A 24,030-nucleotide genomic window follows, 5' to 3' on the forward strand; every position below is an offset into this window, starting at 1 on the left:
CACAAATGTATAATTAATTTGCCGATTTGTCCAATATTCTCAATATTATTTCGAGTTGATTTTTAAACCATGGTCATATTGAGAAAATAGGTGGTATTTTTATGGACTTCTGCAGAAGGTCGGTTTTTGGATCCCTGGCTATGGATGAAAATAAGAAAAGTTGGAAAATAAAAAATTGAAAAAAAGTAAAAACAATAATGGGGTCAGTAGAGGTTCCCGTCATCATTCAGAGTTTTTAATAGCTCGATGATCGAATAGGCCGCCCTGGTAATTCCCATACTGCGTTTGTCCGTATCCGTGCCCGCGATGTAAAGGTTCTTTACCGGCCCCCGGATTTCGGCAAAGTAGCCGTTAATCGTGACTGCGGCCTTTTCAGGGATCATGACCTGTTCGTGCTTCATCTCGACATGATTTTCAATTCCGGGGAGGGCTCTGAAAATCGTTTCATAGGCTTTTTTCTTTTCTGATTTTTCGCTTTTGTTTTCATCGATAACAAAGGAAAAACCCACCAGTTGCTTGCCCGTGGGAGTAAGGGAAGAATCATAGTTGCTTATAGGCATTGCCCAGTAGGGGAAGTCCTTGAACCAGATCTCCGAGCCGGTATAGTTGAACTCTGGCAGTTCCTGATCAAGCCCAAGCCAGACCGACAGGCTCTTTGTATGGACTATTTCTTTCAGTTTTTCCACGTAAGGGGCTGGCAGGTCTTTGATAAGTCTTGGCAGGTCCGCCGCAAAACCGGTATGGATCACGAGGTTCGCCTGGTAGATTTCATCGGCTTCCACTCCGAAGACCTTTCCGTCTCTGGCAAGGATCTGTTTAACCTCACATTCGGTTTTAATTTTCACGGTTTCCGGCAGGGAATAAAGGATTGCGTTTAAAAGGGACTTTAAGCCTTTTCTGGGATAGCCCTGGGAGTAGTGTACCCGGTTTGTCGCAAGCCTTTCCAGAGAGGTGAAGGGCTGGGATGCCCTGTTCACGCGGGCCTTTAAAGAAACATGAAGGTTGTAAGGGATTACGGCCTCAAGGATGGATTCAGTGGACTGACGTCGTTTCGTTTCGATTTTTCCGATCATCACATCGAACTGTTCCTGGGTTATGCTGTCCCGCACAAAACTGCTGCCCGAAAGGATCCGCTGGGTGGAGGTCTCTTTCATGGACTTTCCGGAAAGAAAAGTGGAGATCGTGTCCACGAAGTCATAGGTGTCCTTTGAAAGGTTCTTCGGGAGCGAGTCATAAACGGACTGTCCGGAGAGGTCAAACCCGAAAGAAGAAAGGGTAAAGGCCTTGGTAATTGCCTGGGAGAGCACCACCCGGTCTCTTCTCGGAAGCACATCAAAGGTCACAAAGTCTTTCAGGTTTGAGGGCACTTTCATGAAGTGGTCTTCGGTCCTTACGAAATAATGCCCGTAGTCCTCAAAAACGGGCTGGTAATCGAAATAGTTATCCATCAGGCGCCTGAGTGGGCCTTCATGCAGGTGAGTAATTGCGTGAGCTCCCGTATCTACCTGAAACCCGTCAACCATATAACTGTTGCAATTCCCGCCCAGGTCGCGGCTTTTTTCAAGGACGAGCACTTTTTTCCCGTGTTTGGAAAGCGTGAGGGCGGCTAAAAGCCCGCTTACTCCAGCACCGACAACAATTACATCGTATTTTTCCATCTTACCTCAGTAGGGGACCCCTTCCTCGACCGTTCCGGCTTTGCCGGAAATGACAGGCAGAGGGAATGCGTCAACACTCCTGCCCCTTCTTTTCTGTATTTTATTTAACAGAGAACTTCCGGGTTAACCCAGCAGAACCCTTTACCGTACTTTATAATTTTGACTTTTTGATTGTTTACCGATTTACCTGATTTTTTTTAAGGGTCTAGGAGACTCAAATACTTTTCGTAGCTTGTGCTTTCTACTACATAATACAAACGTCCTTCATACTCCACAGGACACACCGGCTGAACAGAATAGTAATTTTTTCTGATGCTGCACTTTCTTTTCCATGTTTTTCGAAGCCAGAACTGTACAAAAAATTCAACATGATTGTTGTTGTTTCGAATAGTGCAACTCGGGTAGTTCAACCAGGGAAGTGCAACTCAGATTATGGGTGCCGGAATCTAAAATAAAATTATAAAAAGGGCCTTCTCCGGCTGATTTTTTTAGATTCAGCCCTGCGCATGTTCGGGAGTGGGAGAAAGAGGTTTCCCTCTTCTTATTTTTCTTCTTCTTCCTCGTCCATTCCCTGTTTTTTCCTGTAGAGCTCAAGGGCCTTCCTGACTCTTTTCTCGTCAAGCTTTCCGGTCGTGGATACGGTTTTAAAGAACCTTTTTGGAAGGGTCAGGTCCTCAGGATTGTACCCGAACTTTTTCTTAAGGAGGAGTTTTTTCCTGTAAATCACCCTCCCAAGTTCAACAAGGTGTTCCGGAGTCATGTGAATCCCGATTGTTTCCAGAGCCTCGGAGACGACCTCCGGAGAGTAGACTCCCCGGGCAAAGAGGCAGATGGTAAGGGAATTTAACATGCAGCGCAGGTTCTCTTCCTTGACGATGATGTCTACGATTTCCTCGTCCGAAATCTTCTTATTGAAGGCTTTCTGGTCCACGGAATACCCGGCGTTGTCCAGATGTGAGTGCCGGGCCCCCATGGAAAGCCCCACGATGTTTCCGAGGCCCGTATGGTAGCCCGGAATTTCAAGTCCTCCGAGCTGTATCGCAAAATCCTTTCCTCCGTATTTTTCGGAGGCGTAAACCACACCCTTCCCGAGGGCGGCGTAAAACTCGTTCGGGGCCTGGATGATCAAATCGATTGCCTTCAGGTAGGTTTTACAGTCTCCCCAGTCCAATTCAAGCCCCAGGGTCTCTTCCGTCGAAATCATTCCCTCAAGTTGCATTTCGGTGGCCCAGGCAAGGACCACCCCCGTACTTATGATATCTATGCTGGTCTTTTCGCAGGCATCAATAAGCTCAAGCAAGGCTTTTGGGTCCGAGACCCCGAGGTTCGAGCCAAGGGCGTAGATCAGCTCAAAGTCATAAGAGATGTTGATGGTCTCGTACTCATGGGACTTTGAGAAGGGTTTTTTGAGCATGGCTATATGGATGCAGCCTATGGGGCAGCCTGCACAGGACACACGCCTGATCAGGTAGTTGTCTGCGAAATGTTCCCCGGAAATCGTTTCTGCTCCTTCAAAGGAAGTTGTTTGCAGGTTCCGGGTGGGAAGGCCTTTGAGTGCGTTCAGGCCCAGGATATTTTCACTTGTTCCGAGGTTGTGGTACTTTTCCATGAGCCCGGTCTTTACGATGGTCTCGTAGAGGACCTTATACATCTTCTTATAATTCTTATGGTCCGGGCTCAGGATTTCCTTATTTCCGGAAATAACGATAGCCTTCAATTTCTTTGCCCCGAAAACCGCGCCCAGGCCCAGCCTGCCAAAATGGCGGTAGGTGTCCACGTTCACGCTTGCGTATTTGATCCCTTTTTCCCCGCCCCGGCCTATACGGACGATGCTGCGCCTGCCGGCTCCCTTTTCGATACCCCTGAGGATCTTCCCCACATCGTTCGCCGAGGAAATCCCCCAGATGGAAGAGGCGTCTCTGAAGGTGATGTCGTCGTCATGAATTGCCACATAAACAGGATACTCGGAGGCTCCCGTGATGACAATGGTCTCGTAGCCCGCATAACGCATGGACATGCCGAGGTGTCCACCAGCGTAAGATTCTCCCAGTTCCCCGTTTAAGGGGGAGCGGAACATCGCAACCACCTTGGTGCAGGTTGGAAAAACTCCGGTAAGGGGGCCCGTGCTCAAAATCACAGGCATTTCAGGGTCAAGGGGGCCTGTTCCTTCCTTATACTCTTCAAGCATGAGAGCCGTGGCTACCCCGGCTCCCCCCAGGAAGATTTCATAGAGGTCCCGGCGGTCCACAACTTTTGAAGTATGATTCGTAAGGTCCAGGTAGAGGATATTTCTGAGTCCGGGAATGGGTTCTGACTGGGACATCACTTTTCACCGTCCTTTTCTTTGGTCTTTTCTTTTTCCTCTATTTTCCCTTCTACTATTTTTCCTTCCTCTACTTTTTTTTCCTCTATTTTCTCTTCTGTTTCTTTCTTCTCTTCCCTTACTTCGTTTCCGTTTTCATCCACCTCAACCATTTCAAGTACGTCGTGAGGGCAGAACTTCACGCAGATGCCGCAATGCCTGCAGATGATCGCTTTTTTTCCGGCGTCCAGATGAATTGCTCCAACAAGACAGGCGTCCATACAGTTCCCACAGCCGTTGCACAGCTCTTTATGGACTATTACCCCTCCTCCTTTGCGTATTTCCAGGGCGTTCTGCGGACAGGCCCGGGCACAGGGGGGGTCTATGCAGGCGTGACAGACAATGGAGACGTAGGCGCTTTCGATACCTCCGCTTGTCTGGATATCAATTGCGCTGTTTTTCAGAGAAATAGTATCATAGTAAGTCCGTGCACAGGCCATCATACAGGAATAACAGCCAATACAACGGGCCTGATTTGTAATTTTTAGCCTTTTTGCCATTGCTACCCGAACTCCGTTTTCCGATAGAAAAAAATACGTTCCGCCGGTTTATATATTGTATTGTAGGGGTTTTGTGAACTGTGTGGATGGTGAGGGGGTGTTGTATGCAGGGAGATGTAGATAATATGGTTGAAGTCAAAGAAACCCTCGTTAGAAGTAAAAGGAAAAATCAGAGCAAGGAACTTGAGAGATGCAGGGCCATCTATGGGGAAGAAAACGCCGTAATAATTGATCGTACTACGAAATGGGGCAGCCCTTTTTCAATAGCTAAGGATGGGACCAGGGAAGAAGTAATGCAAAAGCACCAGGCCTACCTGAGAACGAGGCCGGACCTTTTAAGAGCAATCCCCGGGGAACTGTCAGGCAAAGTTCTCGTATGCTGGTGCTGGCCTGATCCATGCCATGGAGATATACTGGCATATCTGGCTAACAACCCGGATAAGATCGAAGAATTCAGGCAGGGAAAAAAACCGATGAAGGGAAAAGTCCAGACTACTTTCGGGAGTTTTGTATGAGTGAAGAAAAGCAGCCTGATCCGGTCCTGGTTGTGAGTTCCTGAAAACTGTAAAAATAATAACTCTTTCTATAAATTAATGGTGTATCAATGAAAACAAAGTGGATCAAGGATGACATAGCTTTCAGCTATTGTGTGGAGGCAGACCTGAAGGACATAGCCTCAATGCTTTCAAAAGAAAACGTATGCAAATACATGTTTTTTGGGCCAAACAAAGAAGAAGATACCCTGGCTTATTTTTCTCCGCTGGTCAAATCAATGGAGGCTTCTTTAAAGGAAGATAAAATACCGGATTATCATGTATTCTCCATCAGGACAAACAGTACCGGCGAATTCATAGGTCAGTGCGCATTGCTTCCGATAGAGTTCACAAACGGGAATTTCCTGATCGGGTATCAGATAGATGATACTCAGTGGAAAAAAGGATACGGGACTGCTGCCGGTGCTTTTTTAGTACATTATGCTTTCAATGTTATAGACGCATTCAGGCTTACAGGCGATTGCGCTCAGGAAAATACAGGATCGGAAAAAGTGATGATTAAATCAGGTTTTCAGCCTGAAGGCAGACAAAGAAAATACTGGTTCGTGGGTGGTAAATATTTTGATAGTTTGCTTTTCTCCCTCCTCAAAGAAGACGTTCCTGAAAGCAGGTTAAATAAATTGAATGATGTTTTCAGGTAAAATCCGACCACCTTCGAATCTGGAGCCAAAACATACATTAAAATAACAGAGAAAAGTAAACTTACAACCGGTATGGGCCTGATAGTCGAAAATATTAATTTAATCGCAGGGTGTGCAGTTTTCCTGCTCGGTTTATCTGTATTTTTCCACTTTTATAAATTTCGGCTGCTTTCCATTTCCCTTAAATTCTGCAACTGGATCTGCGGGATGGCGATCAGCTCGGACAGTCCCTGGGTCAAAATGTGCGTGCTCCACATCGTTTTTATTATCAGGGTTCTCATGTACCTTTCAATTGTCTCCCTGGAGCAGGTTGATAATCTGAGTACAAAAGTCATGCTGCGGGAATATGTCTCAGGCACAAAACTCGTGTTCCGGGAATGCCTCTCTGCCTTTACGTCTCCCGATGAGGCTGAAAAAAGGCTCAAAGCCCTTGAAACCCTTTCCGCTTCAGGCCCTGAAAAATACCGGCCCCGGAAGTAAGGGCATTTTTGAGATGGTATTTTTTATCTCAAACAGCAGAAGACTCCTTCCTCGACAGTTCCGGCTTTGCCGGAACTGGCAGGTGGGAGATGAATGCGTCGAGACTACGGGGGCCGGATTCTATATTTTTCTAACGTGGTACTGATTGGTCAATCCAACAGAATCCTTTGCCGTACTTTACAATTTTAACTTTTTGAATATTTACTACTTTGGATGATTTAATTGCTGAGGCTCGAAGTTTCACATACTTTCCGTAATTTTGTGCTCCAGCTACATAATATAGCTCTCCTTCGTACTCAACTAAATCCATTGGCTGAATTGGATAATGATTTTTCCTTATGCTGTATCTTCCTTTCTTTGTTTTCCTACCCCTATACACTCTCAAATTTTCCCCGTTAAAATTTTTGTTTCTGGTAGTTCTTCCAGAATTTAAGTCCTGTCCGGTTTTTTGAGTGCCATCCCTCAAATCAATATACTGCGCATCGTAGAACTTCGAAAGACTCCTGTTATTTCTTCTTATTTGTAGTATTTCATGGGGAGAACATCGAGTCTGAGTTTCCCCTCCAGCAATACAAAAAGCATCGGTTGAATGAGTTTTCTCAAGATTAAGCTCGTACCTTTTTGCTTTTGTGACATATCCAAAAGTGTGCTCAACATCATACTTTTCTTTTAAAATATCCATGAGCTTCCAGCGTACTATATTCATGAATGTAGTATCTTTGAAGCCTCTTACCTTTGGTTTCCATGTTAAAAGGAATCCTTTGTGGTTTTTTTGAGTATGACACTTATTGCAAAGTGTGATAAGGTTCTCAGGCCGATCAGAACCACTGTTACTTCTGTACTGGATATGATGCACCTGAAGTAAAGGCTGTTTTGATTTGTTTTTGCAGTCCGGGTTCTGGCAAGAGTATCCGTCTCTGTGTAAAATATAGGCCCGAATATTATCGTATCCTTTTTGCTCTCCTTCCTGGTATGCTTTGCCTTCAATTTCCGGGTTTTTGATTTTCTGAATGTCGAAATTTCCAACTTCAACTATAATTTTTGTTATGGGTAAGATTTCGGCAAGATCCTCTATTAATCTGATATGGCTTTCAAGCTTATGCGTGATAGATGGTGCCAACCAACCTTCTTTGTTGGTGTTTTTGTTGTACCCAGGTTTCCTGTGTCTTATCTGGTTTCTTCGGTTTCTTCGGTATATTCTCCGTTCATCGTTTCGCTCTGGCATTCCAGTAAGAAGTTTTACCTCTCCTGAAATAAGTTCTTCTTTTTCGGAAACTACCGAAAATCCTATGTTAAGGTACCCACTATCGATTCCCAGGGTTATTTCCTGAGTATTTTTTCCCGAAGGATAAAGAAGTTTGATAGTGAAAGGATTCCTTTGTACCACTTCCGCACGTCCTTCTTTTAGCAATATTCTCGCTTTTCTGGGTGACGTGGGCATTAGTGTTTCTTTTTTGTTGTTAATAACAAAGACCTTCAAAAGTTTTGTCCTCCTTGATTGGAGTGGGTCCACATCGCCACTGTTATATTGGCTTGTTAATGACCTGAACACTTCCCCTTCCTCTCAGGGATGTTTAATCCAGATCGAAATCTCCGAGAACGTGTGGAGTATCCTCGAATATCATGACCAGTATAACGAAAGGCTATTCAACTAGAGACTTGTCGAAACAAGCCTCCTCCTCAAAAACCTGAGTCCTCAGACGAAGGTTTTAGGAGGGGGGGTAATTGACATATTAAAAGATCTTACTTTCGCAGGTGCAAATTAAAGCATATTATCCCTATTAAAGGGCGAAGATTAAATAATTGAGTCTACTTACATATGGCTCAAGAAGAGGTTTTTATGAATATAACATTAATCGGCATGTCCGGAGTGGGTAAGAGTACTATTGGAAAGGCTCTTGCAAAGCGTCTGGGCTACACCTTCATTGATGTGGACTCAGTGATTAAGGAAAAGGCAGGCATGCCGCTGCAAATGCTCATCGATACACAGGGAGATTCCGTCCTCGTACGGCTGGAGGAAGAAGCCGTTCTCGGGCTTGACTTGAAAGACGGGAGTATCATATCGCCGGGTGGCAGTGTGATTTATTCCGAAGAAGCAATGACTTTTTTGAAGAAAATGTCCACAATAATTTTCCTGGATATGTCTTTAAAAAACATCATAAAAAGGGTTAAAAACCCCGGGAACCGGGGAATCGTCGGTTTTCACGAGAAGAGTCTAAAAGAAATTTATGAAGAACGGATCGCCCTCTACAAAAGATATGCCAACATTACCATAAGGCTCAGAGGCGGGGAAAAAAATATCAAAGTTGTGGAAAGCATTCTGGAATTATTGGAAGGTTACGGTATAACCGGTTATTGAATAACTGGTTTTATAAATTGAAATTAAAAAGTTGGCTTTATTATCTATTAACGCTTCATTCTGACCCCGAATTACTCTAATTGCATTCCTTTCCACGAACGTTTTCCCATTATCAAAAAATACCAGGAGAAAAACTATGGCGTCAAGTCGTTTCATAATCACGGTTATCGGTAGCGATAGGGTAGGAATCGTTGCCAGCATCACCACGGTGATGGCAAGCTTCAAAGTAAACATCGTAGATATCACCCAGACCATCATGCAGGGGATCTTTACCATGATCATGCTGGCCGAAGCCTCGCAGGAAGAATTTGATCTCCCGGCTTTCCAGAAGGGAATGGAGGCTGAAGGGAATAACCTGGGAGTCGAGGTCAAGGTACAGCACGAAGACATTTTTCGCTTCATGCACAGGATCTAAATCAGAACCTGAGAAAATAATTCAGAACCTGATAAAAAATAAAAGAGAAACTGACCCAAAAGGAGAGGGGCTTTAATGCTTATCAACCCAAACGAAATTCTGGAAACCATCCGGATGGTAAAAATGGAACACCTGGATATCCGGACAGTAACCATGGGCATCAACCTCAGGGGCTGCTCCCACCCGGACATCGAGATTTTCAATAAAAATATCTACGAGAAAATCACGGGTTACGCCCGGAACCTGGTCCGGACAACGGAAGAAATTCAGAACCTCTACGGCATCCCAATCATCAACAAAAGAATCGCCGTAACCCCCATTGCAATAGTTGCGGAAAGCTGCATTGCAGAGGACTACGTATCCATCGCAAAGACCCTTGATGCGGCCGCAAAGGAACTGGGTGTGGATTTCATAGGAGGGTTCAGCGCCCTTGTTCACAAGGGCATAACGCCGGGAGACCTGAAACTTATCAATTCCATCCCCGAGGCTCTGGCCTGCACCGATAAGGTCTGCGCTTCCGTAAACGTCGCAACCACGAAGGCCGGAATCAACATGGATGCCGTGGCCCTTATGGGGCACACAATCAAAAAAACCGCCGAAAGAACGGCCGACCGGGACGGGCTCGGCTGTGCCAAACTCGTGGTTTTCGCAAACGCCCCCGAGGACAACCCCTTCATGGCAGGGGCCTTCCACGGGATAGGGGAACCCGACTGCGTGATCAACGTCGGGGTCAGTGGCCCAGGCGTGGTAAACGCGGCCCTCCGGGAACTTATTGACCCTGACCTGACCGAGATCTCGGAGACCATCAAAAAGATCGCCTTCAAGATTACCCGCATGGGAGAAATGGTAGGTCGGGAAGCTGCCCGGCGGCTCGGCGTGGAATTTGGAATCCTCGACCTCTCCCTTGCCCCCACCCCCGCCATAGGGGACAGCGTGGCCAGGATCCTTGAAGCCATGGGGCTTGAACGTTGTGGGACCCACGGGACAACAGCCGCCCTTGCCCTCTTAAACGACGCCGTCAAGAAAGGAGGCTCCATGGCATCCTCCTCGGTCGGGGGCTTAAGCGGCGCCTTCATCCCGGTAAGCGAGGACGAAGGAATGATCGAAGCCGTAAACGCAGGCGCCCTGAGCCTGGAAAAGCTCGAAGCCATGACCTGCGTCTGTTCCGTGGGTCTCGACATGGTCGCAGTCCCCGGAGATACCCCAACCTCCACAATATCGGCAATCATCGCAGATGAAATGGCAATCGGCATGGTCAACAAAAAAACGACCGCAGTCCGGATCATCCCCGCCCCCGGCAAAAAAGTAGGAGACAGCGTGGAATTCGGAGGGCTACTCGGAAGGGCCCCCGTCATGAAGGTACACGGTTTCAGCTCCGAAGCCTTCATCAGAAGGGGAGGCAGAATCCCGGCTCCCATCCAGGCCCTGACAAACTGAAATTTCCAGGACTGAAAAACAGTTTTGGAACAATTGAAAAACAGTTAACCGTTTTCGTGTTTTTACCGTGGTTAAAAATTGACTGTCAGAAAAAAATTAAACCACGGGATACACGGAATACACGGGAAAAAGAACGACGGGGATACACCATTTACGGTTGATCTTGTGTTTTTCAGTCCGCTTGAGTGGGAAAAATGGAACTCGGATTTGAGTTCGCCTGATTGAGCAAAACTGAACTTGGTTTTCAGTCCACTCGAATGAGCAAAACGAAACTTGGTTTTCAGTCCGCTTGAGCTCGCGCAGCGAGCGAAACGGACCGCGTGCTCCCGAAGCGCAACTCGGGCGTTAGAACAGATTCATTGTTTTTCCAAGACCTTTTTCTAAAGCTCTTTTATAGGCGAGGTGAGCGCTTGAGACGTCCTGGATGGCAAGCCCTGTTGAGTCAAAGACCGTGATTTCCTCTTCACTGGTCCGTCCGGGTTTCAGGCCTGCTATTACTTCTCCGAGCTGGCAGTAGATGTCGTTTTCTGAGATGTAGTCTTTAGAGAGCGGGACATTTACCTCGCCCGAGTGCAGGGCCTGGACAATGTCATCCACGATTATCTTGGAGGTCAGAAGGATTTCGGGGTCCAGTTCTTCCTTGCCCACAGCATCGGCTCCGATTGCGTTAATGTGGGTTCCTTCCCGGATCCATCTGGCTTTTACGATGGGTTTTCGGACCGGGGTGGTGGTAACAAGGATATCGCAGTCGCAGGCCTTCTCGATACTCTCTTCCCAGCGGATTTCACAGGGAATGCAGGCTTCCGTATTCTCGCAGAACTTCTCGAAACTTTTTTTGCTCCTTGAGGTGACTTTTACAAGTTCAGGCTCAAAAACCTCACAAAGAGCGGCAAGCTGGGCCCGGGCCTGGTGTCCGGCTCCCACAAGCCCGATGACCTTCGAGTCTTTCCTTGCGAGGTGTTTTGCGGCAATCCCGCCCGCGGCTCCGGTCCGGATGTCCGTCAGGTAAGTCCCGTCCAGGACCGCCAGGGGGGCTCCGGTTTCCGGAGAAATCAGGATGATAAGGGCCATAACCGTGGGAAGGCCCTTTTCAGGGTTTCCGGGGTGTACGTTTACGATCTTTACCCCTGTTATGCCCTCCTCCTCAAGATAGGCGGGCATGGTCCTTAGGTCCCCGTTATATTCGGTATAATAGAGGTAGGACTTGGGAGGCATCTGTACTTTTCCGAGCCCGTGCTGCTTGAAAGCCTTTTCAACCACTTCCATTGTAGAACGCATGTCCACAACACTTTTCACTTCTTCTTGCTCCAACCACAGGACTTCCATAAAATAATCCTCCAATATTATCTCGAAATCAACCGATCAAAGGCTTCCAATCCTTAAATCATTATTCGGGTCCACCAAAGATTCTCAAACCCGCGAAGGATTCTCAAACCCTTTAAGGAATGAGTCAAATATAATATCAAGTATTTTTGTTTACCATTTCTTAACCACCCGAATTCCGCTTCGGGAGCACGGGGTCCGTTTCACTCGCTACGCTCGCTCAAGCAGACAAAAAAACGCCAGAGCAACCGTAATAGTCGTCTTCCGGGATTCTTTTTCCGTGTGTTCCGTGTGTTCCGTGGTTTGGATGCACACACCAAATGTCTCAATCAACAAAAATACAACCTGTATGGGTATAAAATGATTTCCTGACTGAAAATATGAAGTTATTTTTCAGCCATTCCTAAGCAAAATTCAGAAACCGTAACAATATACAAAAATTGATCTATATTTGCAGACGCTTACTGTCTAACAATGCCCTATCATAACAAATTGTAGTGGTATGATATATAATATATACCCGAACCCTCTAAATTATCCACAATCTTGAAAATAAAAGAAACCGGTGCCAGACATGCAAGAAATTTCCGCAAGCAACCTCCGGGATAAATTACTGAAACCCGCAGCCGACATCCGGAGTATCCTCCGCTGGGGTTACCCGAAGTTTGCCACCATTCGCTTCGTTGCGGACCACGCCGGCCTGGATGCCCGGGAGAGGCAGGTCCTTATAAGAGTAGTCCTGCCCCCGGACAGGACCGTTAGCAGGGCAAAGAAAAAGCTCAAGTATGACAGGATCAGGGGAAGAGCTCTCCTGATCGACGGGTACAACGTCCTCCTGAGCGTGGACAGCCTGCTTAAAGGGGAAATCATGTGGCTCTGCGATGACAGTTTCATCCGGGACACCCGTTTTTATTTCGGAAAGGCAAAACATGCCGATGATATAGAGGAAGCCCTCGAAGAACTGCTCTCCTTCCTCGCCGAAACCGGCCCGAAATCCGTGACCATCCTGCTCGATTCCCAGATTAGCCGGAGCGGGGAACTGGCGGGAATTATCCGGAACAGGCTAAAAGAAAAAGGAATTCCGGGGGAGGCCCGCACCTCAAAGCATGTGGATTTTGACCTGAAAACCGCCGGAAAATCTTCAGGGGAAATTTTCGGGAATGACAGCGAAGAAAAACCCGTAATCGCAACCTCCGACGGAATTATTATAGACGCAGTTTCCGAAGTGATCGACATCCCGGCCTGTCTTATGGAAAAAAAAGGCATTGAACCCCTCAAACTGCACTAAATTGAGGAGAGGCCGGAAAATCCGGCCATTTTTTTGGCCGAAAAATCCAGCTTATCTTTTTTGGCAAAAAATCCGCTCAGCTATTTTCCAGAAGTAACTCCCTGTAATTGTAAAGGGCTTCCTCATGGCAGGGGTCAACTCGAAGAGCTTTTCTATATAGTACATCAGCTGCGTACCCGTATCCTAACCTTGCGAGCAGTTTTGCATATCCTGAGAGGGTATCCACATCTTCCGGGTTCAGGTGAAGGGCCAGTTTAAAGTGCTGTTTGGCCCCTTTCAGGTTCCCTTCTCCAGAGAGCAGTCTTGCATAGCTCTGATGAATCCTCACGTTTTCTGGATCGGTTTTCAGGGCCTCTCTGTAGCGGGTTTTAGCCTGAAGGGCTTTTCCCATATCCTCAAGGAGGAGGGCATAGTGGTAATTAGCAGCCACCTGCTGCGGGTCCGATTGAAGGGATTTTTCATAATGGTAGGCTGCCTTCAGTTTGTCCCCCGACTCACGGAGTAAAATCCCGTACCTGTAGTGGGTTTCTGCATGGGCGGGGTTTAAAATCAGGGCTTTTCTATAGGCATCTTCAGCCTTAGCTGTTTCTTTGAGCAGGTGTAGCAGTTTTCCGTAACCTGAGAGGGTGTTTATATGAAAGGGGTGTAATTCAAGAGCCTTTTCATAAAAAACCCTGGCTCTTTTCAGGTCTCCGAAATCTGTTAGAACAGAGGCAAACCTGTAAAGAGCATCCACATTTTCCGGCTTTGAGTTCAGCACTTTTTCGTAACTTTTCTCGGCCTCTTCCGTTTCTCCGAGGAAGAAAGCAGTTTCTCCCGCAAGCAAACAGGAATCTTCACTCATCTTTCCTTCAGAAAGTTCAGCACAGGCCCTGGCAAAAACGTATTTTTCCCTGTACATCTTTTCTTTTCCGCAGATCAAAGTAAGCTCAAAAAGTGTTTTCGGGGATATTGAATTTCTTTTAGAATAATCCAGGGCAAAATTAACAGCAGGACCGAGATTATCTCCTTTCGATGCAACTCGCTCAATAAGCTCGGACACGAATATTTCGATAACGTCCGTTTCCATTGCCAATACATCTCCAAAAAAATGTCCTTGTAAATAAATCGGTTGCCGGCGTATAAATACTTAGTTATTTTTTTCAAAAAACAGAAATCGTGGGTGATCTAATCATTTTTAAATAAAAAATGACATTCAAATATTGTTTTTCAAAAACCCATAATTTCATGTGAATCGTTATGGTGTGGCATCATGGATGGATGAATTGAAAATTTGTGGAATTTTCCTTGAAACTGGAAAAATAACCTGGCAAAAAACTAATAAATGAATCCCCGCCGGGGCGGCAGGTAGGGCATGTGGATCTGTGGAAATTGCTTTGGAGAATTAGCAGGAAGTCTGTTAAATCTTTTGTTAAATCTTTTGTTAAATCATTAGATTTTGCGGGTAGTTGACTATTTGGAAACCCATAAAAAACGTTCCAGTACCCCTATTTTATCCTTCATAAGCTCGGGAGTTAGCAGGCTCGCTTCAATTGCCTCTTCCAGTTCGTCCAGGACTTCATCCGGTACATCGAACTTAAAAGAAGGGGGTTCGTGCATTTCAAGTTCGAGTCCCTCAGGCTCTTTTCCTGTCCGAATTGCTGGAAATAGCAGAATAAAAAACAGACATGCGAGGAAAATCACATATTCAGTACCAAACTGTCCCCAGTCCGGGAAAGTGAAACCCACACCCGGAAATTCAAATGCCGGGTGAGAAAGCAGCAGACCGGAAGCAAAAACAAGGACTATGCCAAAAAAAGCCCGTTTAAGCCAGTGATGTGAAGGGGACGCAAGCCACCATTCCAGGCCCGAAGGCCTGAGAGGGCCTTTCCTTAGTTTATCAAGCAGGTGAGCCGCAGCCCTTTTCCGGGAAAGGAGAGGAGAGGGAGTGGTCCCAGCCGCCTTTCTTTCACATTCTTTTACCCCATCAAGCCGCAGGCAGGCTTCGAGCTTTTCTGCGGCCTTCCGGAAATAGCCTGCCCTGTAGTAAAAGAAACCTGTGAAATAAAGGAGACAGGCCCACATTTCACGGCCCTCGGCTTCTCTTCGGCCCCGGGATCCTTCAAAAGGGAGAGACTTCTCCCAGGATTCCCCGGATGGGAAGGAATTTCCCCCGGAAAAGGCCGTATGTTCCAGTTTTTTGATTATTCCGAGGAGCATATGCCGGTAACGAGGGCTCCCGAATTTGAAACTGACTTCCACCTTAAGGTAGCTGGCATAGGCTTCCCAGAGCAGAAGTTTCGGGTTTCCGGGATTAAGGGAAAGGGCCTTTCCAAAGGACTCCACGGCAGCCCCGTAGTCCTGTCCCTCAAGTTCGAGCCTGGCTTTAAGGCACCTGGAAAATTCGTTTTCCTGCCCTGTCGCAATCGAGGACTCAAGCTCTTTCAGAGCTCCTCTGCTGTCCCCAAGCCTGAAATTGAGGTCCGCAAGCCCGTTATGGGCATGGACATTTTTCGGGTTGATCGCCACGGCTTTCCTGTATTCTCGAAGAGCGTCCGCAGGTCTTTCCAGCCGGTCTGCGGCAAAGCCCAGGAGGAGCCGGGACATGTCCTTATATACAGGAATCACTGTTGGGTCCTTCAGAGTGGCCCCGGCTTTTTCATAGTTCCCAAGCCTCAGAAGGGTAAAGGCTTTCAGGACACGGGCAGAGGGGTTTTCGGGTTCCGTGTCCAGGACTTTTTCAAAGGAATTGAGGGCTTTATTCCACTCCCCGAGCCGGGAAAAGACCAGGCCCTGTCCCAGACAGTCAGAATCACCATTTCCTCCCTTCAGCCGGGCCTGTTCAAAAGTTTCCAGAGCTTCATTATATCTTTCGAGGGAAGTGAGGGCAAAGCCTCTGGCGGTAAGGACGGCTTCTGAAAGGAGGGGGTCTTCAGCATTTTTGAGAGCTTCCAGGGCCTTTTCATAACGTTTCATGTAGATAAGCACAAGCCCTCTGTTAAGTTCAGAAGCCCCTCCCGGTTCAAGCTGTAAAGCTTGATCAAAGGCTTTCAGGGCTTCATTATACTCATCGAGTTCGGCCAGGGCAAGCCCCCTGTACTTCAGGCCTGTGGAATCCGCTCCATCTTTCCTTATTTTTTTAGAAAATTCCAGATATTTGGAAAAAGCTATCTGGAGCAGGGCCTCTTCCCCCCCATCATATCCGGGACGGCTTTTTCTGAGCCTGCCGATGGCAACGCCTCTGTTGTAACGTGCGGAAAGGCTGTCATTGTCAAGCCCGAGCAACTCCTCGTAAGCTTCCAGGGCCTCCTCATAGTTCCCCAGTTCGCAGAGGGCGTTACCCTTCCCACTCCAGGCATAAGGGTTTGCAGGGTCAAAGAGAAGAGCCGCTTCAAAAGCTTTCAGAGCCTCTTGAGGCTTTCTTATTTCGAAAAATACGCTGCCTTTCCCGCACAGGGCTCCCCTGTTCCCGGGGTCAAGAGAAAGGACTTTTTCATAAGCTTCCAGAGCTTTTTCATAATTTCCGAGTCCGAAAAGAGCGTTTCCTTTTCCCCTCAGAGTCCTGACATTTTCCGGTTCAAGGAGCAGGGCCGAATCAAAGGTCTCCAGGGCTTCTTCATACCGGTCAAGTATCAGAAGGGCGCTTCCTCTGTTAGCAAGGGCTTCGGAAAAATCCTTTTTCAGGTCAAGGGCCCTGTCAAAGGCCAGGAAAGCTTCTCCATACCTTTCAAGGGTGACGAGAGTCTTTGCTTTATTGTTCCAGACACCTGCGTTATCATCTTCCAGTTCCAGGGCTTTTTCGAAAGCTTCCAGGGCCTTTCCGGACTTTCCCTGACTTTCGAGCACCTCGCCTTTGCCGTCCCAGGCCCCCGCAAAGCCGGGGTCCAGTTCCAGGGCCGAATCAAACGCTTTCAGGGCCTCTTCTGGCTTCCCAAGGGCGTGCAGAACCTTTGCTTTTCCTCTAAGGCCTCCAGCATGGGCCGGATCCAGTTCCAGGGCCTGCTCAAAGGCTTCCAGGGCCTCTTCTGGCCGGTTAAGGCAATTGAGGACAAGTCCTCTGTAATACAGGACCCCTGTATTTTCAGGATCGATTTCAAGGGAACGAGATAATGCTTTAAGGGCTTCTCCATCCCTTTTAAGGTTGTGGAGGGCAAGCCCCCTGTAGTGCCAGGCCCCGGCATCCCTGTCGTTTTCCTCAAGCACCTTTTCAAGGGCCCGGAGGGCTTCTTTAGGCCGGTTAAGGTAGCCGAGCGCAAGCCCCTTGCAGTACCAGGCCTCGGAGTAACCCGGGTCAAGGGAAAGGGCCCTGTCAAAGGCTTCCAGAGCCTCTTCAGGCCGGTTAAGGTAGCTCAGCGAATTTCCTTTATAGTACCAGGCCCCGGCATTCTCCGGGTTTATCAGGAGAGCCGTATCAAAAGATTCCAGAGCTTTTTCAAAAATGACCCGGGCTTCGGCATATTTCTTCAGGTTTAGAAAAGCAAGGGCTTTGCTGTACAGGGCTCGGGCATAGGTGAGGTACATATTGCATCACGGGTCCGGCTACTCAATTTAAAAAATTTATATTTAAATTATTATTTATCTTAAATCATTCCGGCAGCATGTTGTGAACTACCGCTCGGCTAAAGACTGACCAGCTTCCTGCTTCATACCCTAGAGCAACCTCCACGAGTCCACAGGCCCTTCCCGCCGTTCCGGCGGTGTTAACTAATTTAAAGTGTACTTTTGCTTGGTTATTTTCCAGTTACACTGGAAATCCCACAAATATTCAATTTGTGCGATCGCAAAAGTGAATAATATCAACGTATATTATTAATATATTAACGTTATGGTATTAAACCTTATATTGAAAAGTGGACGCTTATATCCCCTGAGCTAAAGACTCGGGAGTTTTACGCTGCTTTCTATAAAAAAGGGTGTAGAAGAGAGTTTCTGATATGAGATTTGAGTTAACCGGGGTCAGGGAAAAATGGCACATGTTTATCAGCCTGCCCTCTTCAAGACCCGACCGGTGGAGGGGGACCTCCCCTTTTCCTACTTTCCGGACTGAAAGCATTTTCCCTCAGCCGGCAATCCCCTTACCACCTCAGTATCTTCTTTGTTATATATACGGCAAGAGCCAGGCCTATAAGGGCAGACGCAAAGAGGGAAATTGCAATAATATGAGAGGGTTGTTCAATCCCTCCGGTACGGATAAGGGGCATGTGGTCGATGTTGCATTCTCCGAGGTCGTAGGATGCATCACAAATACCGTCTCCGTTAAGATCTTCAATGACAAAGAGGGCTTCATCAGGGGCTGTCCAGTAGTTGCCTCCCGTATAGGGGCCGCCTGCAATGCTTATGCCCCGGTGTTTGCTGATGTTCCAGGTGTTTTCAAGGTTTGTGCCGCTGTAGCCCACGTTTGCGGCATTGTAAAAAAAGTTGTCAAATATCAGGTTTCCGCTACTGTTTGAGAGGAGGAGGCCATGTTCTAGGTTGAGGCGCAGGATGTTTCCGTTCAGGCGGTTCAGGTCCGAAGCCTGAAGGAGGATGCCTTCAAGGTTGTTTACGTCTAATTTGTTATTCATAACCAGGTTGCCCTCTGAAGTTTTCAGGAGAATCCCTACCATATTTCCGGAAGCTTTGTTAAGGTTCAGCATATTGCCAGTCGAGTCCTCAAGACAGATCCCCAGCCGGTTATCCGAGAGGTTGTTATTGCTTATCATAACTCCCCGGGTGTTTTCAAGGTATATGCCGGCTTTATCGGGGGCATTGGCCCCTTTTATGGAAAAACCGCTTATCGTCACGTTGTTTGAGTGGACGTGAAAGACGTGGTCCCCGGAGTCTTTTGCCTTAACAATATGAAGTTCGGGCCTTCCGCTTATGGAACGCACGGTGATTTCTTTATCAAGGTCCACGTTTTCCCTGTAAAACCCGCTGTAAACATAGACCGTATCTCCGGGCTTTGCAGCGTCCAAGCCTGCCTGAATCGAGGAATAGTCCATGTTATCGTTGGTTCCCACACTAATCCTTCCAGCGCTGGCCGGGCCTGCGCTCAGCATCAAAAATAAGGAAGCAACTGCAAAACAGGTCTTTACGCTCTGGATGGATATCAGTCACATCACCTTTTAAAGTGGTTCCTTCCCCACTTTCCCCATGCGAAAAAGCATTAAAAGTCTGCAATGACCGGCCCGGAAATTCCCGGAAATCCAAAAAGAATAATCCAATAATCATTAAATCTAGGCGGGGATATAATTATTGAATCACCGTTTCGGAATAATATTTATTGTTAAGTTGGTTCCGAGAAAGTCGGTTCTGGAAAAGCTAACCTTGATTGTCTGGCTGAAATACGGACTGTTTGTAAAAAAATTTAAGAGGGACGATGAGGACGATTTTCTCTCTTATTTCCAGGCCTTTAACTTCAGGCTTTCGATCGGAAGGCCTCCATACTGCCTGTCACTGATTTCTTTATCCTCATTCAGTATTTCCACATTCAGGCCTGCTTTTTCCATTAGTCCTATATAATCTTCTTTCAGGACAGCTCCGGCCACACAGCCTGCCAGCAAGTCCTCATCCTCTAGCAGCTCTTCAGGAAGTTCTGCCAGCAGCACCATATCCGAAATGTACATCCTGCCCCCTGCTTTGAGGACCCTGTATGCTTCCCGGAAGACCTTTTCTTTATTCGGAGCAAGGTTAATTACACAGTTGCTGATAATCACATCCACAGATTCGTCCTCAACGGGCAGGGCTTCGATGTTTCCCGGGCGGAACTCCACGTTATCGTACCCGTACTTGAGGGCGTTTTCCCTTGCCTTTTCTATCATCTCTCCGGTCATGTCCACGCCGATAACTTTCCCGGGGGGCCCCACTTTTTTTGCGGCAAGGAAACAGTCAAATCCGGGCCCGGAACCCAGGTCAAGGACCACTTCACCCGGCTTTAATTCCCCTAAAGCCGTTGGGTTTCCGCAGCCGAGCCCCAGGCCTGCATCGGGGGCCGTCTGGATTTCGGACGTGGAATAGCCGATCGATTTCAGGATTTCCTCAGAATTCATATTACTGTCACAGCAGCCGCAAGTACAGGAAGTATCAGAACTCGCAATTTCCCCATATTTCATCTTGATAATTTTCTTTTTTTCATCCGAATCCATTTATTCATCTCCTTTTTTTTAACCGTTGTCCTTATTTCTGCAAATTTGACAAGTCTCCGGGCTCTCACGGATCAACAGGCAGGAAGCTCGGTTGCTTTAGCGCCGGGAGGAATGCCGTACTCCTCTGCCGAATATTCGTAGCCATCTCCTCTCTGTACCACTTTGAAGTATTTTTTATTAATTCCTTGTGCAATTCTTTTTCCTTCCTTGTTTTTAATGTCAAAACTGCCTGATTTCCTACAAGCAACGGAGCCAAACCAGATCTCTTTGTACTTCCCTCCAGTTACAACAGCTTTGATTGTATCGCCAGTTTGAAATCCGAAAAAGGTTTTTTGCCGGGGCAGATATGACCGTGGAAAGCCGTACTTATCGAGATTTGTTCTTTTGTACTGTCCTCTTCCCTTTGCTCTGATGTGCAGTACGCTGTTTGTTGCAAACCTGATTGTTTCCGGTGTGGATTTTCCTACAAAAACAGCATCAATATGATGATCTTTTGGCATTCCGGCCCTGATCCGGTTCATTTTCGTTCTTGCACCTGTACCGCATTCTACAGGAAGGCCCGTTTTATTCAACACTTCAAAAACCTTCCATCTGGTAGCAGTTACGATTGCAACATCTTTAAGTGGCTTTTTGACCAGGTTATGCACTTCAGGATGTCCAAATTCTTCTGCTGTTTTACTTCCTTTCTTCTGGTTGCATTCTCTGCAAGCTAAAGTTAGGTTCGAAATCCTGCTTGAGCCGTCTCTACTTTTAGGAATAATATGCTCAATTTGCAAAGGAACGTTTTCAGCTCCGCAGTACACACATTTTCTACCAAATTTTTCAAGCAGGTATTCCCGGACCTCATAACCTTGCAGCTCTCCCTGCTGATACTCAATTCCACTTATCCCAGGGTTTTGCATGAGTTGAGTATCAAACTTACAGTTTTCATAGGAAATATGTGTCAGTGGGCAGAGTTTTCTGAGCCTATCGGCCCAATTTCCTATGTTATCTACACGGCTTTGCAGGGATGGAGGCAGCCAGCCTTCCCTTCTTTTCCGGTTCATGAACCTCGGTTTTCTGTATCTGGTTTTGCGGTTTCTTCGGTTTCTCCTCATTGCTCTTCTGTCATCAAGTTTCGTTTTAATTCCTGTCCTGTGATGCAGTTGGGCCGTCCAGACTACCGTTGAACCATTCAGGATAGCAAGGCCAGTATGACGGCTTCCGTAATCTATTTTGAGCCTAAATTCTGAATTGTCCTTAGACTCTTTCAGCTCTTTGAGTCGGATTGTAAAGGGATATTTTTTGTGAATAAGCGCTTTTCCCGCTTTAAGCAGTTTTCTTGCAACTGCTTCGTGGCAGGGACTTAAAGGCTCTTTGTTCTTGTTTAGTACGAATACCATATTTGGATTTCTCCTCTCTGCTCTGGAAACGAATTTCCGTAGCAGGTAACGCAGTTTTTGGAACTGTCTCCCCTCGCCAATGTTGGAAATGCTTGTCATGCGTAGTACACCGTCCCTACCTCCCAGGACTTTTAATACTACACGATAGAGCTGCAAACTGAGGAAGCATTTGCAGGTATCAGTCGGGTAAGTCGGCGGGATTGCTCCCGCTTTCTCCCCTAAGAACTGTACGTGAGACTTTCACCTCATACAGCTCAAGTATCTCATAACCCTTTATATTGGGCAGCAGTTATTTGGTTAATAACTGCTTTCGTAAGTCATGACTTGCAGCCTATTAACATGTGTTTTGTTTGTAAGCTTCTCGCGGATTGATTTCTCGATCAGCGTATTTGAATGACTTACATTCATAGGTCATACCTTCATTCTTACGTTTTGATACCACGGAGTAAGTCTGCATCCTTTTGGATTAGGGCAAATTTTGAACCCCTATACAGTTCATTACAAATTGTCATTCGCTTTCTACTCCTTTCCTTTACCCTCTATGTCATTGTCATCCTTTGCAGGATTCCTACCCCGAGGGGAACATATAGGGCTTACCAAGTTCTATAAAATGAATAATTGTGAATACCTTAGAAGCCATCTTTAAACCGAAAATCATATGTCCATTTCCCAATAAGTATGTCAAGCCTTATTGGTCTGATTTCATTACCATTTTGGTTCAAGCGTATCAATCTAATTTCGCTTGTTGTTGGTCACGATTCTTACAATGGTTCACATTACGTTCTTCTTAGAATTCTTATCCTAACAGATGGTTTAGATTAGATTTCTAAACTTCTCCATATTGTCATATGAGCTTCACACCTTGACGTTACCATCAACGCATGTCATAGTAGGATTATCCCAAATGGAAGGGATAGCGTTACCGCAATTCATATTATAGCTTTCTTGTCGCACTGACATTTTCAACGTAGTCAATTAAGACTTAGGCTGGTCAACCAGGGCTTATACAAGCCCCACTGCTTCAGCGTGGGGTAGTTGACAGGCACAGTAACTATGCTCTAGCAGGTAGGAAACGATGGTGAGCCTGGTCTCGTCTCCAAGTGCTTTAAAAAATTTGACTTTTTTTTCTAACATACCTATATGGAAATATGCACATATATGCATATATTCATTTTGAAAAAAAGCGTTCACAATACTTAGATATGCTATGAAAAGTCCTAATTAGTATCACAAACTATTATGAATTTGTGATATAAACTGTTCTTTGTATAGTGGATTAACACTAACAGGGTGAAGCACAACACCCTCTATCCCCTCTGCAAAGGCATTAGGGATTGCTTTTCTAATCATATTATATGCTGCATTGACATCAGCGTTAAGAAGAACTCCCGTGGCACTTCGGAAAAGCCCTCTTTTGACCCGTTTTCCGAGATATTCTTCATGGTGTTCCATTAGCTCATTATCAAGGAAAGAGCATTTGCTTGTATAGGATTCTTCGATCCGTTCAACCGAAATTCCAACCTCTTCGGCCTTGTATTCGACCATTGAAATAAGGGTACTGTGAGGTATCTGAGCAAAATTCTGGTTATTTTTCTTACCCATGTTGACTTTCTGTTTCCAGAAAGGGTTGCTTCCGATAATGATTTTCTCCACGTTCATTTCCAGAGAATAGTTGATTATTGCCCTGCTCAGTTTGTGGAGTACGTCTTTAATCCTTGAGTTTCGTTTATGGGTAAGTACTTCTACACTCTTTCCTGTTTTGATTCCATGCTTCTCATAAGTGCTCTGGAGCTTTGCTTTCTGCTTGTTGTAAAACTGGTTTACTGACTTGGCAACCCCGCCCTTAACAATAATTGGATTTTCTCCAAAATTGTTTCCAATGGTTACGAGGTTGACAACTCCAAGATCAATTCCCAGGACTCGACCGGAATTGAGAGGTATGGGGTCTTCGATTTCCTTTTCAAAAACAATTTCACAGGTGTATCCTGCGTGTTTTGGAATGATCCTGACTTCTCTCAAATTAGTATCATCAGGAAGTCTTGTCTGGATGGATAATGGAACTACTTTGGGAAACTTGAGCACCCCGTCTTTGATCCTGACCTGTTGATTTGTAAAAATTAACAGGTATTCCCCGTTTTTTTCCAGATACTTTGGAGGGTTCGGTTTGCCTGTGAAAAGTTCAGGATTCTTTTTGTAAGATTTTAAAGCTTCGAAAAAAGATTTCCAGTTACGGTCAAGTACTTTTAGAGTCTGTTGAGCAGATTTAGCAGGAAGTTCTTTGTAAGGCTCAGAGGACTTCACAAGCCCATAAAGTTTATTGTACCTGATCCATTTTCCGTTATTGAAGAACTCCTGTCTGATAATATAATCAGAGAAATTGTACAGGTTTTTGGACTTATGGCACAAATCCCCTATTTCCCTGGAATGAAACTGGATTTGCTCAACACGTTTAATTATCAATTTGGCTCGACCTCGATTTCTAACCTTTTTTCTTTTCTTTTGCTATAATGTTTCACAGAATAATAATG

General features: G+C 46.2%; 19 protein-coding genes. 7 read left to right on the top strand and 12 right to left on the bottom strand.

Going from position 1 to position 24,030, the window contains the following annotated elements; translation table 11 throughout:
- Positions 1 to 203: 203 nt before the first annotated feature.
- The 3 genes from ACZ5QV_RS13135 to ACZ5QV_RS13145 form a co-directional block, all read right to left on the bottom strand.
- Positions 204 to 1,658, bottom strand: coding sequence for a phytoene desaturase family protein (locus ACZ5QV_RS13135; RefSeq protein WP_464600230.1), 1,455 nt, complete (start codon positions 1,656 to 1,658; stop codon positions 204 to 206).
- 541 nt (positions 1,659 to 2,199) lie between these two features.
- Positions 2,200 to 3,981, bottom strand: a complete 1,782-nt coding sequence (locus tag ACZ5QV_RS13140) for an aldehyde ferredoxin oxidoreductase family protein (protein ID WP_464600231.1) — start codon at positions 3,979 to 3,981, stop codon at positions 2,200 to 2,202.
- Positions 3,981 to 4,520 (bottom strand): 4Fe-4S binding protein, encoded by a 540-nt coding sequence (locus tag ACZ5QV_RS13145; protein ID WP_464600232.1) that lies wholly within the window; start codon positions 4,518 to 4,520, stop codon positions 3,981 to 3,983. The genes ACZ5QV_RS13140 and ACZ5QV_RS13145 overlap by 1 nt, the downstream gene beginning before the upstream one ends.
- 104 nt (positions 4,521 to 4,624) lie before the next feature.
- Here ACZ5QV_RS13145 and ACZ5QV_RS13150 point away from each other — a divergent pair, with 104 nt between their 5' ends.
- The 3 genes from ACZ5QV_RS13150 (at position 4,625) to ACZ5QV_RS13160 (ending at position 6,195) form a co-directional block, all read left to right on the top strand.
- Positions 4,625 to 5,035, top strand: coding sequence for a DUF4326 domain-containing protein (locus tag ACZ5QV_RS13150; RefSeq protein ID WP_464600233.1), 411 nt, complete (start codon positions 4,625 to 4,627; stop codon positions 5,033 to 5,035).
- 89 nt (positions 5,036 to 5,124) lie between these two features.
- Complete coding sequence (locus tag ACZ5QV_RS13155) at positions 5,125 to 5,715, top strand: GNAT family N-acetyltransferase (protein ID WP_464600234.1); 591 nt, start codon at positions 5,125 to 5,127, stop codon at positions 5,713 to 5,715.
- 72 nt (positions 5,716 to 5,787) lie between these two features.
- Positions 5,788 to 6,195 (top strand): hypothetical protein, encoded by a 408-nt coding sequence (locus ACZ5QV_RS13160; RefSeq protein WP_464600235.1) that lies wholly within the window; start codon positions 5,788 to 5,790, stop codon positions 6,193 to 6,195.
- A 130-nt stretch (positions 6,196 to 6,325) separates the two neighbouring features.
- On the opposite strand, the gene iscB (ACZ5QV_RS13165) is transcribed toward ACZ5QV_RS13160, so the two are convergent.
- Positions 6,326 to 7,747: an RNA-guided endonuclease IscB gene (gene iscB / locus ACZ5QV_RS13165; RefSeq protein ID WP_464600236.1), complete on the bottom strand. Its 1,422-nt coding sequence runs from the start codon at positions 7,745 to 7,747 to the stop codon at positions 6,326 to 6,328.
- A gap of 288 nt (positions 7,748 to 8,035) precedes the next feature.
- Here iscB (ACZ5QV_RS13165) and ACZ5QV_RS13170 point away from each other — a divergent pair, with 288 nt between their 5' ends.
- The 3 genes from ACZ5QV_RS13170 to ACZ5QV_RS13180 all read left to right on the top strand — a co-directional run bounded on the left by ACZ5QV_RS13170 (position 8,036) and on the right by ACZ5QV_RS13180 (position 10,406).
- Complete coding sequence (locus ACZ5QV_RS13170; RefSeq protein ID WP_464600237.1) at positions 8,036 to 8,554, top strand: shikimate kinase; 519 nt, start codon at positions 8,036 to 8,038, stop codon at positions 8,552 to 8,554.
- A gap of 136 nt (positions 8,555 to 8,690) precedes the next feature.
- A complete protein-coding gene (locus tag ACZ5QV_RS13175) occupies positions 8,691 to 8,969 on the top strand; it encodes an ACT domain-containing protein (RefSeq protein WP_464600238.1) in 279 nt (92 codons plus the stop codon).
- A 75-nt stretch (positions 8,970 to 9,044) separates the two neighbouring features.
- Positions 9,045 to 10,406 (top strand): DUF711 family protein, encoded by a 1,362-nt coding sequence (locus tag ACZ5QV_RS13180; protein ID WP_464600239.1) that lies wholly within the window; start codon positions 9,045 to 9,047, stop codon positions 10,404 to 10,406.
- 345 nt (positions 10,407 to 10,751) lie between these two features.
- Here the strand turns inward: ACZ5QV_RS13180 and ala are convergent, their stop codons facing one another.
- On the bottom strand, positions 10,752 to 11,732 hold the full coding sequence (gene ala / locus ACZ5QV_RS13185) for an alanine dehydrogenase (protein WP_464600240.1): 981 nt from the start codon (positions 11,730 to 11,732) through the stop codon (positions 10,752 to 10,754).
- Between the two features lie 571 nt (positions 11,733 to 12,303).
- Here ala and ACZ5QV_RS13190 point away from each other — a divergent pair.
- On the top strand, positions 12,304 to 13,017 hold the full coding sequence (locus ACZ5QV_RS13190; protein WP_464600241.1) for a DUF434 domain-containing protein: 714 nt from the start codon (positions 12,304 to 12,306) through the stop codon (positions 13,015 to 13,017).
- Between the two features lie 76 nt (positions 13,018 to 13,093).
- Here the strand turns inward: ACZ5QV_RS13190 and ACZ5QV_RS13195 are convergent, their stop codons facing one another.
- From ACZ5QV_RS13195 to ACZ5QV_RS13225, 7 genes are all read right to left on the bottom strand, one after another.
- Positions 13,094 to 14,086 carry a tetratricopeptide repeat protein gene (locus tag ACZ5QV_RS13195; protein ID WP_464600242.1) on the bottom strand — a complete coding sequence of 331 codons (993 nt, stop codon included), beginning with the start codon at positions 14,084 to 14,086 and terminating at the stop codon, positions 13,094 to 13,096.
- A gap of 383 nt (positions 14,087 to 14,469) precedes the next feature.
- Positions 14,470 to 17,517, bottom strand: coding sequence for a tetratricopeptide repeat protein (locus ACZ5QV_RS13200; RefSeq protein WP_464600243.1), 3,048 nt, complete (start codon positions 17,515 to 17,517; stop codon positions 14,470 to 14,472).
- A gap of 337 nt (positions 17,518 to 17,854) precedes the next feature.
- The gene (locus ACZ5QV_RS13205) at positions 17,855 to 18,049 is read right to left on the bottom strand and encodes a hypothetical protein (RefSeq protein ID WP_464600244.1); all 195 of its coding nucleotides are present in this window, start codon (positions 18,047 to 18,049) and stop codon (positions 17,855 to 17,857) included.
- A 22-nt stretch (positions 18,050 to 18,071) separates the two neighbouring features.
- Complete coding sequence (locus ACZ5QV_RS13210) at positions 18,072 to 18,995, bottom strand: NosD domain-containing protein (RefSeq protein WP_464600245.1); 924 nt, start codon at positions 18,993 to 18,995, stop codon at positions 18,072 to 18,074.
- 378 nt (positions 18,996 to 19,373) lie between these two features.
- Positions 19,374 to 20,120, bottom strand: a complete 747-nt coding sequence (arsM, locus tag ACZ5QV_RS13215; protein ID WP_464600246.1) for an arsenite methyltransferase — start codon at positions 20,118 to 20,120, stop codon at positions 19,374 to 19,376.
- Between the two features lie 71 nt (positions 20,121 to 20,191).
- Positions 20,192 to 21,601: an RNA-guided endonuclease IscB gene (gene iscB / locus ACZ5QV_RS13220; protein ID WP_464600247.1), complete on the bottom strand. Its 1,410-nt coding sequence runs from the start codon at positions 21,599 to 21,601 to the stop codon at positions 20,192 to 20,194.
- 1,128 nt (positions 21,602 to 22,729) lie between these two features.
- Positions 22,730 to 23,962 (bottom strand): RNA-guided endonuclease InsQ/TnpB family protein, encoded by a 1,233-nt coding sequence (locus tag ACZ5QV_RS13225; RefSeq protein WP_464600248.1) that lies wholly within the window; start codon positions 23,960 to 23,962, stop codon positions 22,730 to 22,732.
- Between the last annotated feature and the right edge of the window lie 68 nt (positions 23,963 to 24,030).

It is taken from the genome of Methanosarcina baltica, assembly GCF_055394095.1.

Bases quoted from the DNA above. Each gene is read 5' to 3' on its own strand.
- ACZ5QV_RS13160 (WP_464600235.1), top strand. From the start codon at position 5,788: ATGGGCCTGATAGTCGAAAATATTAATTTAATCGCAGGGTGTGCAGTT.
- ACZ5QV_RS13175 (WP_464600238.1), top strand. From the start codon at position 8,691: ATGGCGTCAAGTCGTTTCATAATCACGGTTATCGGTAGCGATAGGGTA.
- ala (WP_464600240.1), bottom strand. From the start codon at position 11,732: ATGGAAGTCCTGTGGTTGGAGCAAGAAGAAGTGAAAAGTGTTGTGGAC.
- iscB (WP_464600247.1), bottom strand. From the start codon at position 21,601: ATGACAAGCATTTCCAACATTGGCGAGGGGAGACAGTTCCAAAAACTG.
- ACZ5QV_RS13180 (WP_464600239.1), top strand. From the start codon at position 9,045: ATGCTTATCAACCCAAACGAAATTCTGGAAACCATCCGGATGGTAAAA.
- ACZ5QV_RS13200 (WP_464600243.1), bottom strand. From the start codon at position 17,517: ATGTACCTCACCTATGCCCGAGCCCTGTACAGCAAAGCCCTTGCTTTT.
- ACZ5QV_RS13140 (WP_464600231.1), bottom strand. From the start codon at position 3,981: ATGTCCCAGTCAGAACCCATTCCCGGACTCAGAAATATCCTCTACCTG.
- ACZ5QV_RS13155 (WP_464600234.1), top strand. From the start codon at position 5,125: ATGAAAACAAAGTGGATCAAGGATGACATAGCTTTCAGCTATTGTGTG.
- arsM (WP_464600246.1), bottom strand. From the start codon at position 20,120: ATGGATTCGGATGAAAAAAAGAAAATTATCAAGATGAAATATGGGGAA.
- ACZ5QV_RS13170 (WP_464600237.1), top strand. From the start codon at position 8,036: ATGAATATAACATTAATCGGCATGTCCGGAGTGGGTAAGAGTACTATT.
- ACZ5QV_RS13190 (WP_464600241.1), top strand. From the start codon at position 12,304: ATGCAAGAAATTTCCGCAAGCAACCTCCGGGATAAATTACTGAAACCC.
- ACZ5QV_RS13135 (WP_464600230.1), bottom strand. From the start codon at position 1,658: ATGGAAAAATACGATGTAATTGTTGTCGGTGCTGGAGTAAGCGGGCTT.
- ACZ5QV_RS13145 (WP_464600232.1), bottom strand. From the start codon at position 4,520: ATGGCAAAAAGGCTAAAAATTACAAATCAGGCCCGTTGTATTGGCTGT.
- ACZ5QV_RS13195 (WP_464600242.1), bottom strand. From the start codon at position 14,086: ATGGAAACGGACGTTATCGAAATATTCGTGTCCGAGCTTATTGAGCGA.
- ACZ5QV_RS13150 (WP_464600233.1), top strand. From the start codon at position 4,625: ATGCAGGGAGATGTAGATAATATGGTTGAAGTCAAAGAAACCCTCGTT.
- ACZ5QV_RS13205 (WP_464600244.1), bottom strand. From the start codon at position 18,049: ATGCTTTCAGTCCGGAAAGTAGGAAAAGGGGAGGTCCCCCTCCACCGG.